Below are 16,870 nucleotides of genomic sequence, written 5' to 3'. Positions count from 1 at the left end.
ATGAGCGATTCAATGGAATCCGTCAATCCGCTTTTGCAGATAGATACGGGGTTTCGTTCATATCTTAACGCGTATACCCGTTCATTTCAGAATCATGTAGTCGATGGACAGCTTGACTATGCTTTTGATTCGGATTTTGCGGTAAGACAGAAGATAGCTGGACTGGCAGGATGGGGAAAGCTTGCCAAGGCGGTCAATTCGAGCGATATTTCAGCTGAGGCAAAGCACCTTTTCATGAAGTGCAATCAGGCAGGTGCGCTGAAATATCCCGAGCTTTACGATATTGTTAAGATATGCGCCGAAAGACTCGAACTTAATCTGCCTATAGTATTTGTAAGGGAAGATGTAGATAAGCCGCTGATCTATTCGGTGGCAAGCGATATAATAGAACCTTGTATAGTAATGACCCAGAAGCTGCTGGAGCTTTGTACGGCGGAGGAGCTTCAGCTGCTTATCGGCTGCGAAGCGGGAAGGATCCAGAATAATCATGCTGTATATAACTGGGCTTTTACCTATCTTAATTATAACAGAAACGTCTATAAGCCAATTGAGCGTTCGTATAAGCAAAGCGTAAGCAATCAGCTTGTATGTGCGCTTATCGAATGGGTAAAGTATGCCGATATAACCGCCGACAGAGCGGGGATCATCTGTATTGACGAGCCGGGAAGATTTCTCGATATATCCTGCGGTCTTTATAAAAAGGGATATATAGATTTCTACGGCAGAACTCAGCAGGGTATTGATTTTATCAAGCTTAATGAGCTTCAGAACGTTAATCATACTACGGCGGCAAGAAGCCTTAAAACTGACGGCGGACTGTCCGAGCTTGAAAGACGTATGCTGGCGTCTGCGGAGTTTCTTTCCTGCGATTCTCTGTTTGCGTGGAGAAGCGATATAGACAAGAAGGATATTCATACCATTACCGGTCAGATATGCGATGTCCGAACTTCATTAATTCTCGGAACGGGAGGGCAGTAGTATGGAAATTTACGATTACAAGGCTGCCGGAAAGGATATCGAAGCCGTTCGCGGAAATATTGAGAGCCTTATAGCCGACAAAGAGCTTGAAAAGATCCTGGGTCAGGATTTTACAGGCGAGCTGAAGGAATGGGACGAAATAGTGGCTAAAAGGTGCGGAGAGCCTTTTACGCTGGTTATTCTGGGTGAATTTAAAAGAGGAAAAAGCACGATAATAAACGCCCTCCTCGGAAAAGAGCTTGCGCCCTCGAATGTTTCCCCCGAAACCTATACGATAAATGAGATCTCCTACGGCGAAACGCCTGTGGTTGAAGCGGTTCTTGAAAACGGGCAGAGAATTCCGCTTGAATTTGCGGATATTACAAGGGATAGGCTTGAGGTCAAAATGAAGCTGTTCCCGGCAAAAATAGCCTACCTAGATATACGGGACAGCGCTCCGATACTAAAGGAACTGAGAATAGTTGATACTCCCGGGCTTTCCGATCTTGACGATCTGGATAAGCAGGTAACGGAGTATCTGGTAAACGCCGATGCAATTATGTATGCGGCTTCAAGCCTTCTGCCTTTCTCGGAAACTGAGCAGATGTTTCTTGCAGGACACGTTCAGCCGCAGCGCTTCGGAATGCTGTATGTTCTTGTCAATATGATAGACGCTCTTAACTGTCGGCAGGATGTAGATAAAATAATGAACCGCTTTTCAAGGCTTGCAGAGCAGATAGTGCCTAATGCGTTTGTTTACGGTATAAGCGGAGCAGATGAGCTGAAAAGAAAGCTGGGAGCCGAAAGACTTCCTGATAAGGGTACAAGAGAGTACTATGAAACTCAGTTCTTTAAGTTTGAGCTTTCCTTAAAGCGGGATATTATAATGCAGAAGGACGTTATAAGAACTAAGCGCGTCCTTACAATGCTGGATCATCTGGTAAACGAAACAAAGGCTAAGATCCATATGTTTTCTGAAATGGCGGAAATGGATCAGAAAAAGCTGGAGGAAAAGACCAGAAGCTTTGACGAGCAGTGCTCTCAGCTTGCGTCGGCGCTTGAGGAATGTAAGCCTGCGCTTCATTTAAGCGTTATTGAAATGCAGCAGGAGGCTGAGCAGTGGATGTACGAGTTTTTCGCAAGGCTCAGGCTCAGTATGCTGGAGTGCAGGAAGAAAGACGAAAACGGCGAGGATATTTATTCGCCTGAGGATATAGAAAAGTATTTTTACTCTTTCCTTATGGAAAAGGTCGGAGAAGCCTATAGGGCCTGTATAGAATGTCACAGAGCGAGGATAAACGGTATAGTTGAGAAGATGAGCCGTGATCTTGCGAAAAAGCTTGGATTGCAGGAGCTTTCGTCGGTCACTCAGTCTACCTCTGCCGACAGGCTTATGATGTCGCTGAATAAAAACGTTACCCGTTCTGTTATGAACGTAAAGCTGTTCGGAACAAGCGAAACCTTTCCGCCGGCGGCTCTTTCCGTATTCAGTATAATCCTCAAGAAGAAAAGACAGACCGATATAATAGATATTGCGCTTGAGAATTACGACGATATAAGAATAAATATCGTTAAGGATATAAAAAATGTGTATCAGGATCTGGAGGTCAAGGCTTGTCAGCGTCTTGACGGTATTTATCAGTATCAGGCTGAGGTAGGAAAAGAGGCTCTGAATCAGGCTAAGGAAATGCTCGGAAGTCTTGACGTCAGAACTATCGGAGATACTCTCAGCAAAGCGGATAAGCTTCTGGAGCAGTCTGCCGCAGTGCTTGCGAAATACAGTCTTGAATAAAACAGTAAGGCTGCCGTACAAAAAAGTGCGGCAGCCTTGATTTATACCTGATCATTTAGTTCAGCAGTCATATAGCCTATCTTTACAGTCTGTCCCGGAACGCTTACTCCGTCGGAAACGGATATCGGAAGCTTCTGTTCCTCTGAAAAGCCTATAGTTTCGCCGTCTTTAAGCTCTGCTCCTGAGGATACTACATACTCCGAAATGCTGAGAATAAAGCTGTAAAGCTCAGGCGGCTGCGCAATTGAATCAATTACCTCTATTTCCTCATAGCCGAAATATCTGAGTCCTGAGGTAAAGCCGCAGAGAAGCGTATCCTTGGTTATATACATTCCGGTATATATAAGTATAGGCATAGGAAGCTCGCCCTGCTTAATCGTTTCAGCAAACTGTATGTAGAAATTCTTTTCATAAACAGTAGGGTTCTTGTAAATACCAATAGCGTTTTTCAGCTTCAGCAGAGAACAGGCGACCTTTGCAAACAGCAGCGACTGTTTAAGTGCATCGGTTTTGTTCATTACCGCCAACATAACGTGAGCCTTGTGCTTTGCGGTTTGTGCAGAAGCGTCCTTCCAGAGAAAATTGTTTTTGGCGTTTTCCTCCGCTTCGTTATCAGGAACCGAATTAGGCATAAGCGAACAGGCGACCATCATATCGTCTGATTTGAAAACTATAGCGTTATCCTTTACTTCGTCCTGAAAAACTATTCCCCAGTCCTCCTTCAGATAGTGACGGAAACGCGGCCAGTCCATATTGGCGTCAGTAAGCAGAACGAAGCCTGCAAGTACATTTCCTTTGGAATTTTCATTTGAATTGCTCATTATTTTTCCTCCGTTATTTTAAATATGCAAGAAATAAGGCGGAATGATCCGCCTTAACAGTAATTTTTATCAGATCTTTGAATATCCGAAGCTGTTTACCAGAGCGTCTACCTTTTGACCTCCGCTGCACAGCGGGCATGATGAAGGACTGTAGGTTTCGTAGCTGGGCAGATCGGAGGCTGTAAAGATGGCGTGGACCGAAATGCCGTTTGATTCCTTTATAGCCGAAAAGATCGCGCCGATAGCTGCAAGATGACCGTTATAATACTGTAAGCAGTCGATAGCTCGGTTTATGCTTTTACCTGTCGAGGCTGAGGATATAAGAAGAAGCACCTGTTTTCCCCAGATCTTTTTCTGAGTATTATCACGGAAGATCATCTGATTATTAGCGTTAAGCTCAGGAGTAACGACGGCAATATCCGAACCGCTGTTTATTCCGCTTTCCGAAAGGCTCTGTGCGAGAAAAGCGCCGAGCATTTCAGTTCCCTCAAGACAGATTATAGTATCTATATTAGTTCCCGTATACGTTGTAGCAAGCTCGTTGGCAGCTTCCTTAGCCATTTTGTGGCTGGTTTTGATAGCGGTCATATCTACATAGTAATTTACATGAGAATGGTTTGTAGCAAAATGACCCGGAATAATTCCGATCTTAATTTTGTTATTCTTTGCTGCATATATTGTCTGAATGCGTCCTTCCAATTTGATAGCCTCCTTAAATTCATTTGATATTAGTAATTATAACATATTTTCGCCTTAATTTCAAGCATTTCTTTGATAAAATTTCACAATAGTTTTTGTGAAATTGTTACAAGTTTTGTTAGTTCATCAGGAAATCTATTGACAATTATAATATAAGATGGTATAATGCTAATATAATACAAAATTTAAAGTAAGGCGGATTAATATGAAAAAATTCTTTTCACTTATAATTGTGGTATGTATTGGGTATATATGCCCGATTACTAGTTATGCTTCCTTTGATATTCCTAATAAATATTATTTAGGGATATATGACAATCTTTCCAATCAGTTATCATATATTGATATAAATAACTCCGGCTATTGTAATGTAAGTATTGTATATTCACCATTAGAAAAACAGTTTCTTACAGCAACGAGAGGCGCAGGATATATTAATAACAAAAGATTTTATGCCGAGTTTAGTTCATACATAATAAAAAAGTCCAATGGATCAACAGTAAGGGTCGTAAATCAGGAAACGTATTTCAGCGGCACAGTCGATCTGGAGGATGACTATATTGATGTAATTGTAGGAGGGATAATATATGAGCGGGAGCGGTAGATTAAAAGCTTTGAAAGACAATATGATGATCAAAATTCTGCTGATAGTACTTCTGGCAGTGATTTTGATTCTTGTCGGAATTAAAATAGTTGATAAAGTTCAGCAGTCGAAGCTTGATGAAGAACGAAATAAGCCGGATACTTTCAGCAGGGATCCGGATTTTGTCGAACCTGCTGCAAAGGTTGGGAAATATTACCTGAATGGAGATAAGAACAGCTATTATTTTGAAATACTAGAAGGAAACAAAATTCAGCTTAAAGGCGCAGATCTTCACGAATTGTTTGAAAAGTGGAATCCAGGGAACGAATCAGCAATCGAAAGTGACGTAAAGGACTGGAGTGAACCAAGAGAATTCAAAGTAATAACTTTTCAGGAAACCGGAACAACCGTGCTTGCCGTTGAATGGGAATACGATGAAAGCGGCGAACTTACCGGTCTTACAAGCGGGCCTTGCCTGATAGATGAAAATACATTGGGAAAATGGGGAATTGAAGGGGATTTTAAATATATAGAATAATAAGAGAGCCGGCTGATAAAGCCGGTTTTCTTTATCCCTTCGCCAGATACCAGCTTTCTCCCTCTCCTACGTCTACGGACATCGGTACAGCAAGGGAAACGGCGTTTTCCATTTCCTCCTTGAGTATCTGTGCCGCCTTTTCCTTGTCTGTAAGGGAAACTTCTATAATAAGCTCGTCATGAACCTGTAAAATCAGCCGTGCGTTCAGCTTTTCTTTTTGAAGCCTGCGGTATACTCTTACCATTGCTATTTTTATTATATCTGCTGCTGCTCCCTGAATAGGAGCATTCATTGCCGCGCGTTTACCGAATGCCTGCATGACCTTATTGGAGGCTGAAAGTTCGGGAATATAGCGCCGTCTGCCGAAAATAGTTGTAACATAGCCGTTCTTTATACCGTCCTCGACTGTTTTGTCCATAAATTCGGACACTTTAGGAAAGTTGTCAAGGTAATTCTGAATATACTTTTTGGCTTCGGCTACCGAAACGCCTATATCCTTTGAAAGCGAAAATGCCCCGATACCGTAGATAATACCGAAATTTACTGCCTTTGCGGCGGAACGCATTTCAGGCGTTACAAAGTCCTCGGGAAGTCCGAAAACCTGAGCGGCAGTGCTGGTATGGATATCCTTTCCCTCTTTGAAGGCTTCCTGCATATTTTTATCGCCGCATACCGAAGCCAGAACTCTCAGTTCTATCTGGCTGTAGTCGGCGTCAAGGAGGGTGTTTCCATTCTCGGCTACAAAAAATTTCCGCATATTTCTGCCGATCTCTTTTCTTACGGGAATATTCTGCATATTCGGTTCAGTGGAGGATATTCTTCCTGTACGGGTTTCGGTCTGCTTGAAAACAGAATGGACTCTTCCGTCAGGCTTTACCTCTTTGAGAAGTCCGTCGACATAGGTTGAATTGAGCTTTGTAAGTGTTCGGTATTCGAGAATAAGAGGAATTATAGGGTGCTTGTCCGCAAGACCTTCCAGAACTTCCGCATTGGTGGAATAGCCGCTTTTGGTCTTTTTCTTTGCAGGAAGTCCGAGATCCTCAAACAGCACCTTCCCAAGCTGTTTCGGAGAGCCGATGTTAAATTCCTGCCCTGCGTAATCGTATATCTGAGCGGTAAGCTGAGCTATATCGGCGGAAAGCTGTATGCCGAAAGCCTTTATTCCTTCGGTATCCGCTTTTACGCCAACCGCCTCCATAGAGCCGAGGACTTCGCACAGCGGCAGTTCTATGTCATAATAAAGCCTGTCAGTTTCAGTAAGCTCCAGCTGATTTTTCAGACAGGCACTTAAAGCCTCAAGGCTGGCTATTGAGCTGTAATTTTCTATATCCGAACGGTACATTACCTTATATGCGGAGCAAAGATTTTCAATTGTGTATTCGCTTGTCTGGGAATTGAGCAGATAACCGGCAAGATCGCAGGCGAAAACCAGGTTTTTAAGCGTCCTGCCGTTTTCAAACGCCGTTCTGTAGGCGGTTTTACCCTCAAAGCAGGTTTTTTCTCCTTTGCTTTCAAAATAATCGAGAGAAAGCTTCAGGTCTTCTGTATAGAAAATATTGCTTTTGCATTGTATTTCAAGCTTTTTTCCGTCGTATACAAAGCATGAGGCAGCGACGGAAATTTCGTCAAGGCTTTCCGAAGTTAATTCGGATATATCAAACCTAGGAAGATCCTTTAATTTCAGCTTTTCTTCTTCGGAGGATACAGGGTTTGCAGCCGCAGCTTCTCCCGTAAGCTTCAGTCTTTCCATAAGCTTGAGCATTTCAAGCTCGGTCAGCAGTTCTTTGGTTTCCTGCGGATTTCCCTCAGCCGGCTTATAGCTTTCGGGAACTCCGTCTATTGGAGCGTCAAGGCAGATCTCGGCGAGAAACCGGCTGTCTAATGCGTCCTGACGACCGTCTTCAAGCTTTGCCCTTACTGATCTGGTCAAGGTCAGACTATCCAAATTTTTGTACAGTTCATCTACGCTTCCGCACTGCTGGATAAGAGAAAGAGCGGTTTTTTCGCCGATCCCCTTAACGCCTGAAATATTGTCAGAGGAATCCCCCATAAGCGCCTTTACTTCGATCATCTGCTTCGGAGAAACGCCGTATTCGTCCATAATACGCTGTGGAGTATATATTTTAGTTTCCTTTGTTGTAGCAAGGCGGACTGTTACCTTATCGTTTATAAGCTGAAAGCTGTCCCTGTCGCCTGTAAGAATATAACATTCGTTCCCTGATTCGGCGAAAATACGGGACAGAGTTCCTAAAATATCGTCTGCTTCATAACCTTCGCATTCTACTATTTTTATTCCCATTGAGGTCAGCAGCTTTTTTATTACCGGCATCTGCTGGGCAAGCTCGTCGGGCATTCCCTTGCGGTTGGCTTTATAAGACGCATTTGCCTTATGCCTGAAAGTAGGGGCTTTAAGGTCGAAGGCTACCGCAGCGCAGTCGGGATTTACCTCCCCCAGCTCCTTCAAATATATATTCATAAATCCTGTAATTGCGTTTGTAAACTGTCCCTTTGAATTTGACAGTATCCTTATTCCGTAGAACGCCCTGTTCATTATGCTGTTTCCGTCGATTGCAAGTAATTTCATTTTTGTACCTCAGATCAGTTTTCTTATTTTTGGTTTAAGTCACTCTTCACATAACTTGTCCAGCGAGAGCGTTGCTATGCCGTTAAGGCTTTCGTCGGCTCTTTTTCCTGCAAGATAATCAAAATATCCCTGACAGCCTATCATTGCCGCATTATCGCCGCAGTATTTAAATTCCGGCATATAAAGCTTACAGCCACTTTTATCGCAGGCTTCCTGCAATGCTCTGCGGACTCCTGAATTTGCCGAAACTCCTCCGGCAAGTCCGATAGTAGTATACCCAAGAGCTTCAGCCGCTTTCATTGTTTTTCCCACAAGTATTTCTGACATTGTTTTCTGGAAAGAAGCCGCCATATCTTCACGGTTTATTTTCACGCCTTTCTGCTCGGCGTTATGTACGAGATTTATTACCGCAGTTTTCAGTCCAGAAAATGAAAAATCATATTCGCACCCTGCTACCTTAGGGTGAGGAAGCTTATAGGCTTCGGGATCGCCGAGCTTTGCGGCTTCGTCTATAAATTTTCCTCCCGGATATTCGTAGCCGAGAGTACGAGCCGCTTTGTCAAAGCATTCACCTGCGGCGTCGTCGTGAGTTCTGCCTATTACGCGGTATTTTGTGTAGTCAAGCACCTCTACGATATGGGAATGTCCTCCCGAAACCACAAGGCACAGATAAGGAGGTTTAAGATCCGGGTGAGAAATATAGTTTGCCGCAATGTGACCCGCAATATGATGAACAGGAACAAGAGGTTTTCCTGCCGACATTGCAAGTCCTTTGGCAAAGCTTATACCTACCAGCAGAGCGCCGATAAGTCCGGGAGCGTAGGTTACAGCAATTGCGTCAATTTCCGAAACGGAGCAGTCTGCTTCCTCAAGCGCCGCACTGACTACCCCCCAGATATTTTCTGCATGGCGGCGGGAGGCTATTTCCGGCACGACGCCTCCGTATAATCTATGCTCGGCGATCTGCGTTGCAACTATATTTGAAAGCACATTTACTCCGTCCTCCACAACTGCGCAGGCAGTTTCGTCGCAGGAGCTTTCTATGGCTAAGATCTTCATTTTATTAACACTCCTTTTTGTGGCTGAGATGGATTCCGATATGTCCGATACCTAAAATTACCGTTGAGATTATAAGCAGAATATTTTTTCCGTAGATCCCCAGCAATAAAAATGCGGTTACTGGCAGACTTGCGCCTGCAACGGGTATTCCTAAGAAAGAGCTGTAAAAATCTTTCATTTCTTTATCGCTTCTGAAATATTTTATCCACCATACCTCATACATTATCATAAATATTGCTGCGGCGGCAAGCCATAATGACCAAGAAGAGAGCTTCCGCAGATTAAAGTCGGAACAGATCACGCTTAAAGCGGTTACGGCAACTTCACCTGTTCTTTCAAGCGTCAGAAGAAGCTTATTTTCTTTAAGTAAATACTTATCGTGATCCTTAGGCTTGTTTTTAGTCCATAGTATATTGGGAACAAAAAGCATAATTATAAATATCAACCCTGTATAGGAAAAGCCAAGGCTCATTTTTCCACCTACTTATCACAGTCTGTATATCCTTTTCATTTCATCTGTATATCCGCCGTTTTCATCGGTGGTGTAAAGCTGAGGCTCGACCTTCAGGAACGGGTTTCCGCCCTTTCTTCCCTCAGCCATTACAAGCCATGGGGCAGTGTACGGATTTTTGGATACAAACCTTACCCGCTTAGGCTCTATTCCGTTTTGGCGCATTGAAACCATTATATCGCACAGCCTTTCGGGTCGGTTGCATATGCAGAGCCTGCCGCCGTATTTAAGGTTTCTTTTAGCCGCCGAGCATACATCGTCTATGGTACAGAGCATTTCGTGACGAGCTATCGAAACCGCCCTGCTGTCGTTTTTTGCACCTGTTCCGTCAAGCTTGTAGGGAGGGTTGCAGGTAATAAGGTCAAGCTCCTTTTCAGAGCGGTAGTTCTTCAGATCGCCCAGTATCGTAGTTATACAGCTTATTTCAGAGCGTTCAAGCGTAAGCTTAAGCTGCCGGTGAGCTATATCCTGTATCTCAACTGCGTCGATATGAGCAGGCTGAAAGTTTCTGTACATAAGCAGGGCAATTATTCCGCTTCCGGTACAGAAATCGCATACCAGATCCTTATGTCTGGGGGCTGCGAAGTCGGCAAGCAGAAAAGCGTCGGTGCCGAAGCGATGCTCGGCGGATATGCATATTTCTATTGTATCACTAAGCCGTTCAAATGTAAAGCCGTTCATTGCTTTCCTCCCAGCGTTTTAGTCATAAGCAAAGCATCCTCTGTCGGGTCTGAGTAATAGCTTTTTCTTATGCCCGTTTGAATAAAGTCCAGTTTCTTGTACAGCTTTTGTGCTGCGGTATTTGAAGTACGGACCTCAAGCAAAGCAAGCTCTGCCTGCGGATACAGCGTGAATGCCGCATTTATCAGCCTTTCGGCGATCCCCCGACGTCTGTAGCTTTCAATAACCGCAATATTGTTTATTGTCAGCTCGCCGGCAACATACCAGACGTTTATAAAGGCTGCGGCTGTATCTCCGTCAAAAGCCGCAAGTATTGTGCAAAGCGGATTTCTAAGCTCTCTCAAAAAGTAATCTTCACTCCACGGATCTGAAAAACAGGCGTTTTCTATATTAAGTATCTCAGGGCAGTCGTTTTCAAGCGCCTTTCTGATAAGTATATTCATATTCCCTCCAAATACCGTATGATGTATTTCAGATATAATTTATATACTTTAAAAAGTATTTTATCTTTTGACAGGTATATAGCTGATTTCAGCCTCAGTATCTGTTGTTTCAAGCTTGAAGATAACCGGGCGGAGTCCGTCGTTGCAGGAGCAGATCGCTACGCCGGGCTTTCTTATCCAGTCGCCGTAGTAGAAAAGACCTGTTTCTGCTCCGTGGGCAAGGGCGAAAACGTACTGGTAGATAGCTTTCCATGCCTCGTCGCACAGTCCTTCCGGCTTGGCGTAATCTGCGTAGAATACCTGCCCCTCGGTCATCATCGGGCAGGGCCCCAGATTTTCAGCGCCGTACTCAGCGGCAAGTTCTTTGTCCAATGTGGTTTTTAGCACTGTGATTTTTACCTTTTTCATATGTACTCCTCCGTATATATTGTTTTGTGCTCTGAGCTTTCCGAAGGCATATATATTTCCTTTCAAAAACGGCAGGCAAAATTTTATTCTTCCGAAACCAGCATTGAATACAGCTCGCCCTTGGAAAAGCCTGTCGCTTTGGCGATCTGTTTGCAGGCGTCAGCGCCTCTCATGCCCTTTGCTATAAGGCTCTTTACCTGCAAAAGCGCGTCCTCTATGGTTTCGGCGGTATCGTTTTCCGATTCTTTGGCTCCCTCAATAACCAGAACAAATTCGCCCTTCGGCGTAACCGATGAATAGTATTCCAAAGCCTGAGAAAGCGTAGTCCGCATTATTTCCTCATGCAGTTTGGTAAGCTCGCGGCAGAGTGAAATTTTTCTGTCGCCGAAATATTCCAGCATATCTTTGAGGGTATAGATAAGCTTGTGCGGCGCTTCATAGAATACAAGAGTGCGTTCCTCGTCTTTAACTGCGGCAAGATGTTCACAGCGCAGACGTTTGGTCGTTGAAAGGAAGCCCTCGAAGCAGAAGCGTGAGGTTGAAAGTCCGCTTACAGCAAGGGCAGAGCAGACTGCGGTAGGACCGGGAACGACCTCCGTTCTGATCCCGTTTTCGGCGCAGAGTCTTACAAGATCCTCTCCGGGGTCTGATATACAGGGCATTCCTGCGTCGGTAACAACGGCGCAGTTTTCTCCTGCCGCTATTCTTGAAACTATCCGCATTGCGGCTTCTTCTCCGCTGTGACGGTGATAGCTTACCGACGGCTTTTTTATTTCAAAATAATTCAGCAGCTTTGCGGTCACTCTTGTGTCTTCGGCGCAGATAAAATCCACGCTTTTCAGTGTTTCAACCGCTCTGTAGGTCATATCTCCCAGATTTCCGATAGGAGTTCCGACAACGTAAAGTATCCCCATTTTTACTCACCCTTTCCTGACAGGATCGCTTCGGCAGTTCTTTCCAGATCAGCATAGGCGGAAAGATTTCCACATTCGCCCCGTATTTTCGCCGAGCCGGGCAGTCCCTTTACATACCACGCTACGTTCTTTCGCATTTCTTTCATGCCCTGAGTTTCGCCCTTGTATTTGCAAAGCAGCTTGGCATGACGCAGCATCAGCTTCATTTTTTCTTCTAAGGATATTTCCTCCGAAAGAATTCCTGTTTCGATATAGGTTCGGATCTCGTCAAATATCCACGGTCTGCCGTAAGAGCCTCTGCCGACCATAACAAGATCGCAGCCGGTTTGCTCATACATTGCTTTGCAGTCCGAAGGAGAGGTCACGTCGCCGTTTCCGATAACGGGTATATTCACCGATTTTTTTACCTGAGCGATAATATTCCAGTCGGCTTTTCCGCTGTAAAACTGATTTCTGGTCCTGCCGTGAACGGCTATTGCGGAAATTCCCGCCTGCTCAAGGCGTTTTGCAAACTCAGGTGCGTTGACGCTGTTTTCGTCCCAGCCTGCCCTTATTTTTACCGTTACCGGACAGCAGGCGTTTTCAACTGCGGCTTTTGCAATCTTGAATGCGGTTTCAGGCGTTTTCATAAGCGCTGAGCCGCTGCCGTTTCCTGCAATTTTCGGAACGGGACAGCCCATATTAATATCAATTATATCAGGCTTGAAGCTGTTAAGCAGATACGCTGCCTTTCCCATATAGACAGGATCTTCTCCGAAAAGCTGCAAAGCCATAGGACGTTCACAGTCCTCTATTTCGCAAAGCCGCGCGGTCTTTTTATCTCCGAAACAAAGTCCCTTGGAGGAGATCATTTCGCTTACAAGATACGCCGCTCCGAATTCCTTGCACATAAGGCGGTACGATTTGTCGGCTACCGACGCCATAGGCGCCAGTGCGGCGGTTTGTTCTATTTCAACGTTTCCGATATGTATAGTTTTCATAGTACTCCTTATCAGCGATCTATTCCCGAGCCGACAGCTGCAGCAGGTCTGCTTTGCTTGCTTCTGCATATTTCAGGCAGATTTTCATATATAAATTCCTGAGCCGCTTTCGGAAATTTGACGGCAGTATATGCAGTTCCCAGTTTTGAAACTGTCTGAGCTTCAATTATTCCCGCTTCCTCAGACAGTATAGTAAGTGAGAGATTTGCCGCCTTCGGGCTTTTTCTTGCAAGATAGCCGTTATTTATTAGCCAGCTTTCAATAGCTGTTTTCAGCACAGCCTTATCTGCATTTATACCAAGCTGTTCAAAAATACAGTCGCACAGACGACTGAGGCTCATTTCCTCAGCTTTGCCTTTAAGCTTTGAGCAGTTATCGCAGATCATTCCGAACATTAAATTCCCATCGGTATTACCTGCCTTAAGCCGTTCAAGATATGCATTCGGGCTGCTTGAGGCGGCGGAGGGGTTTTCGGCAAGATAGCCTTTTATTACCTCAATAACCTGACTGCCGTAACGCTCCTGCTTGGTTTTTCCTATTCCCGAGCATTCGAGCAGCTTCTGCGCAGTTGTGGGAAGCTTAACGCACATATCTCTCAGAGCGGTATCTGTAAAAATAATGTATGCAGGCATTTTGGCTTCGGCGGCAAGTTTTTGGCGAAGCTTTTTAAGACGGCTAAACAGCTCGGGATCCAGTGCGTAAACTCCGCCTGCGGTCTGCTGGGAGTGGCTTTTCGGAGCTTCTTTTGGCATTTTCATTGTAACAGTCTTTTTTTCAAAAAGTATCTCTCTTGCCTTTGAGGTAAGCGCAAGCACGGAATAATCTCCGATTCGGCGGATATATCCGTTTTCTTCAAGAAAATCTGTGATTCGTCTTATTCTGACGGTTGAAGCGCCGCTCATTATTCCGTAGGTCGAAAGGTCCTGAAGTCCGAACTGAGTTATCTTGGCGTTTTTTGAGCCTTTCAGAACAGCTGAGATAACTGCCGCTCCGAATGCCAGATGCCGCTGTGAAAGCCTGTAAATACAGGACAGTATCTTCTGGCTTTCAACGGTTATATCGACATCTTCAAAATTGGTATTGCAGTTGGAGCAGTTTGAACAGAAGCCTTTGGAGGTTTCACCGAAATAGCGCAGCATAAATTCCCGCAGACAGCCGGAGGTCGTACAGTAAAATGTCATCTGTTTAAGCCGTTCAAGATCCCGGGAGCGTATATCGGCAGCAGTTTCCTCGTCAAGTTCGGGATTGTCGTCGGAGTTTTCGATAAGAAATCTGTTTGTACGGACGTCCTGACCGTTATACAGCAGAATGCATTCTGCCGGTTCTCCGTCGCGGCCCGCCCTGCCTGCTTCCTGATAATAGCTTTCTATATTCTTCGGCATATTATAGTGTATAACGAACGAAACGTTTGATTTATCTATTCCCATTCCGAAAGCGTTGGTTGCGGTTATGAGCTGTACTCGGTCGCAGGTAAAATCGTCCTGATTGGTTCTGCGTTCCTCGTCGGAAAGTCCTGCATGATAGCGGGTGCAGGGGAATCCCTCGTCATTTAAGCGCCGACAGACATCTTCGACATTTTTACGTGTAGAGCAGTAGATTATTCCGCTTTTGTCCTTATTGCGGCGTAGTATCTCAAGCACCTCAGCAAATTTGTCCTGCGGCCTTCGTACTTCAAAATACAGGTTTTCACGGTCAAAGCCTGTGGTCAACGTAAAAGGCTCTTTAAGGGTCAGAAGCTTTTCAATATCTTCTTTTACGTCCTGAGTTGCGGTAGCGGTAAAGGCGGCGATAACGGGGCGGTAGGAAAGCTGAGATATAAATTCCGGTATTTTTATGTAGGACGGCCGAAAATCCTGCCCCCACTGTGAAACGCAGTGAGCCTCGTCAACTGCCAGAACCGCGATCTTAACACGCTGGGCAAAATACAGAAAGCCTTGGGTGCAGAGCCTTTCAGGAGCGACATAGATTATCTTGTACATACCCTTTACTGCGTTTCTCAAAGCGGTTTCATACTGAGCGGAGGTAAGAGAGCTGTTGAGATAGGCGGCTTTAACTCCAGACTGAATAAGAGAATTTACCTGATCTTTCATCAGGGAAATAAGCGGGGATATTACTACCGTTACGCCCTCCATCATCAGACCGGGTATCTGATAGCACATTGACTTTCCTGCTCCGGTAGGCATTATTCCGAGAACATCACGTCCTGAAAGCACAGAATCAATAAGAGCTTCCTGACCCTCGCGGAAGGAATCGTGGCCGAAATATTCTTTTAGGATCCTGTACTTGTCCATGCTTATTTCCTTTCTGAAAGTTATCGTCGGAGGTTAAATCAAACTTGCAATACAGTCCGGCAGGGAGGAAGCCTGACGTACAAATAAATTATACCCCCTCACTAATAGGCGAAAAAGGGGGTAAAGTTGCATGCAAATGTGCAACTATTAACGAGATATGTCTAAATCAAATTTAAATTCATATTAATGCACAAAATTATCATGCAAATTATATGCATTATGCCAATAATACTTGAACATCAGATATGGTCAGAAGAACGTTTATAATTTATTGCAGGCACTGATTTAACCGTAATCAAAATAACTTTTTTCGATATTTTTTTGCAAACCATAACTGCGGCATAAAAGCTACCGTCCGCAGGAGCGACTGCGCTAACTGCGCCGTCTGCGCCGGGACCTAAGACAGCCAGATGAAGTTTTGGTCAGAGTTAATGAAATCCATGTTGTAGAGTAGTATTACACGGTCAATGCCGTTTTTCTCAATAAGCTCGGATACCGTATTTTCGGCAAAGTGATAGTAGCGCAGGTCTATCATTGTTATCTCCGAATAGCTGTCGGCCAGAAACGGCATAAATGCGTTTGCATAGGAATCTTTCAGCACCAGTACCTTTTCCTTGTTCTGAGCGTTGGTGCTTATCTTTACCTCTGCGAAGTTTCCGCCCATAAAAGCAGAGTACTTATCCTTTTTGCCGAGAAATGAACGGTCGTAGAGACTGTCAGTCACAGCTGCTTCAGTTGTGCGCTCGATGGTGTATTTTCCGTTTGGATTGCTGTAAAGATGCATTTTATCCGGCTTTACAAATGCACTGGGCGCTTTTGAGTACAGAGTGCCGTAAAAATCTTCTATGGTTTCAATATCGTAATCAACTATCGGAACAGCTTGTCCGGAGGTCTGCATATACCAGTCGTAAACAGCCTTTGCACCCTCGCTTGTCCAGTGATGGTCGGTTCTGTAGAACGCCTGAATGCCGCTGTCTGACAAAGCTTTAAGCTCCTGAAACGGAGTGTATAGGTTTATCTTAGGACTCAGAAGCTGAGCTGCCGCCGCCATACTGCCCAGCTGGTCATCATTTACGGCGCTTGCCGGAAGCTTTTCATTCAGTACGGAAACTGCGTTTGGGATCAGAAGAAAATCAACAGGGCAGTCTATATTTTCAGCCCAGTCGTTTATATAGCCGATATTTTCTTTGATCCGATCCATATTCTGAGTGTACTGCTGGATAAGATAGCCGTCTTCTGCAAAATAAATTCCGTTAAGACTGGTTTTAAGAGCCGCCCTGTCGCAGTCGGTCTTTAAAGATACAAGAGCGTCCTTTAAAAACATCTGGTCGGAGATATAGCTTTCAAGATCGCTGGTAAATTTGCCTTCTTTGAGGTTCTTAAAGGAAAATTCAGGCTTCTGCGCAAGGTTTCTGTTCTCCATCTCGGAAAAATCCCTGTCCTTTGTAATAAGGGCGGCTATTGAAAAGCCGAATATAAACACGATAAAAACCGAGAACATAACGATATCTGAAGCCTTTGCAGTCCTCCGGCTTTGAGAGGAAGCGCTTGTCCTGCCATCAGATCCTATTTCATTGATCTTATTTGATTTTTCATTCATTTCAGCAGC

Annotated in this window: 16 protein-coding genes; 4 read left to right on the top strand and 12 right to left on the bottom strand. The window is 44.6% G+C overall.

Annotated features, from left to right (window positions below):
• Together ACYQ0H_RS05105 and ACYQ0H_RS05100 are read left to right on the top strand one after the other, a co-directional pair.
• Positions 1-978 carry a M48 family metalloprotease gene (locus tag ACYQ0H_RS05105; RefSeq protein WP_459811764.1) on the top strand — a complete coding sequence of 326 codons (978 nt, stop codon included), beginning with the start codon at positions 1-3 and terminating at the stop codon, positions 976-978.
• Position 979: 1 nt separating this feature from the next.
• Complete coding sequence (locus tag ACYQ0H_RS05100; RefSeq protein ID WP_459811763.1) at positions 980-2,749, top strand: dynamin family protein; 1,770 nt, start codon at positions 980-982, stop codon at positions 2,747-2,749.
• Between the two features lie 41 nt (positions 2,750-2,790).
• On the opposite strand, the gene ACYQ0H_RS05095 is transcribed toward ACYQ0H_RS05100, so the two are convergent.
• Positions 2,791-3,570 (bottom strand): DUF4261 domain-containing protein, encoded by a 780-nt coding sequence (locus ACYQ0H_RS05095; protein ID WP_459811762.1) that lies wholly within the window; start codon positions 3,568-3,570, stop codon positions 2,791-2,793.
• Between the two features lie 69 nt (positions 3,571-3,639).
• A complete protein-coding gene (locus tag ACYQ0H_RS05090) occupies positions 3,640-4,269 on the bottom strand; it encodes an orotate phosphoribosyltransferase (RefSeq protein WP_459811761.1) in 630 nt (209 codons plus the stop codon).
• Positions 4,270-4,474: 205 nt separating this feature from the next.
• Here ACYQ0H_RS05090 and ACYQ0H_RS05085 point away from each other — a divergent pair, with 205 nt between their 5' ends.
• Positions 4,475-4,873: a hypothetical protein gene (locus ACYQ0H_RS05085; protein ID WP_459811760.1), complete on the top strand. Its 399-nt coding sequence runs from the start codon at positions 4,475-4,477 to the stop codon at positions 4,871-4,873.
• Positions 4,857-5,390: a hypothetical protein gene (locus tag ACYQ0H_RS05080; protein WP_459811759.1), complete on the top strand. Its 534-nt coding sequence runs from the start codon at positions 4,857-4,859 to the stop codon at positions 5,388-5,390. The genes ACYQ0H_RS05085 and ACYQ0H_RS05080 overlap by 17 nt, the downstream gene beginning before the upstream one ends.
• 31 nt (positions 5,391-5,421) lie before the next feature.
• Here ACYQ0H_RS05080 and polA read toward each other — a convergent pair whose 3' ends face one another.
• From polA to ACYQ0H_RS05030, 10 genes are all read right to left on the bottom strand, one after another.
• A complete protein-coding gene (gene polA, locus ACYQ0H_RS05075; protein ID WP_459811758.1) occupies positions 5,422-7,974 on the bottom strand; it encodes a DNA polymerase I in 2,553 nt (850 codons plus the stop codon).
• A 39-nt stretch (positions 7,975-8,013) separates the two neighbouring features.
• Positions 8,014-9,033 (bottom strand): tRNA (adenosine(37)-N6)-threonylcarbamoyltransferase complex transferase subunit TsaD, encoded by a 1,020-nt coding sequence (gene tsaD / locus ACYQ0H_RS05070; protein ID WP_459811757.1) that lies wholly within the window; start codon positions 9,031-9,033, stop codon positions 8,014-8,016.
• Positions 9,034-9,037: 4 nt separating this feature from the next.
• The gene (locus tag ACYQ0H_RS05065; protein ID WP_459811756.1) at positions 9,038-9,505 is read right to left on the bottom strand and encodes a hypothetical protein; all 468 of its coding nucleotides are present in this window, start codon (positions 9,503-9,505) and stop codon (positions 9,038-9,040) included.
• 15 nt (positions 9,506-9,520) lie between these two features.
• Positions 9,521-10,225: a tRNA1(Val) (adenine(37)-N6)-methyltransferase gene (locus tag ACYQ0H_RS05060; RefSeq protein WP_459811755.1), complete on the bottom strand. Its 705-nt coding sequence runs from the start codon at positions 10,223-10,225 to the stop codon at positions 9,521-9,523.
• Entirely contained in the window at positions 10,222-10,668 is a 447-nt protein-coding gene (gene rimI, locus ACYQ0H_RS05055; RefSeq protein ID WP_459811754.1) for a ribosomal protein S18-alanine N-acetyltransferase, read from the bottom strand. The genes ACYQ0H_RS05060 and rimI overlap by 4 nt, the downstream gene beginning before the upstream one ends.
• 60 nt (positions 10,669-10,728) lie before the next feature.
• Complete coding sequence (locus tag ACYQ0H_RS05050; RefSeq protein WP_459811753.1) at positions 10,729-11,076, bottom strand: TIGR04076 family protein; 348 nt, start codon at positions 11,074-11,076, stop codon at positions 10,729-10,731.
• Between the two features lie 83 nt (positions 11,077-11,159).
• The gene (rsmI, locus tag ACYQ0H_RS05045; protein ID WP_459811752.1) at positions 11,160-11,990 is read right to left on the bottom strand and encodes a 16S rRNA (cytidine(1402)-2'-O)-methyltransferase; all 831 of its coding nucleotides are present in this window, start codon (positions 11,988-11,990) and stop codon (positions 11,160-11,162) included.
• Positions 11,991-11,992: 2 nt separating this feature from the next.
• Complete coding sequence (gene dusB / locus ACYQ0H_RS05040) at positions 11,993-12,970, bottom strand: tRNA dihydrouridine synthase DusB (RefSeq protein WP_459811751.1); 978 nt, start codon at positions 12,968-12,970, stop codon at positions 11,993-11,995.
• A gap of 11 nt (positions 12,971-12,981) precedes the next feature.
• Positions 12,982-15,261 (bottom strand): DNA helicase RecQ, encoded by a 2,280-nt coding sequence (gene recQ / locus ACYQ0H_RS05035; protein ID WP_459811750.1) that lies wholly within the window; start codon positions 15,259-15,261, stop codon positions 12,982-12,984.
• 397 nt (positions 15,262-15,658) lie between these two features.
• On the bottom strand, positions 15,659-16,861 hold the full coding sequence (locus tag ACYQ0H_RS05030; protein WP_459811749.1) for a DHHW family protein: 1,203 nt from the start codon (positions 16,859-16,861) through the stop codon (positions 15,659-15,661).
• Between the last annotated feature and the right edge of the window lie 9 nt (positions 16,862-16,870).

The sequence above is a fragment of the Hominimerdicola intestinalis genome (assembly GCF_054655215.1).
The sequence above is the reverse complement of the archived record's forward strand: the minus strand, read 5'-3'. Positions and strand labels throughout refer to the sequence as shown.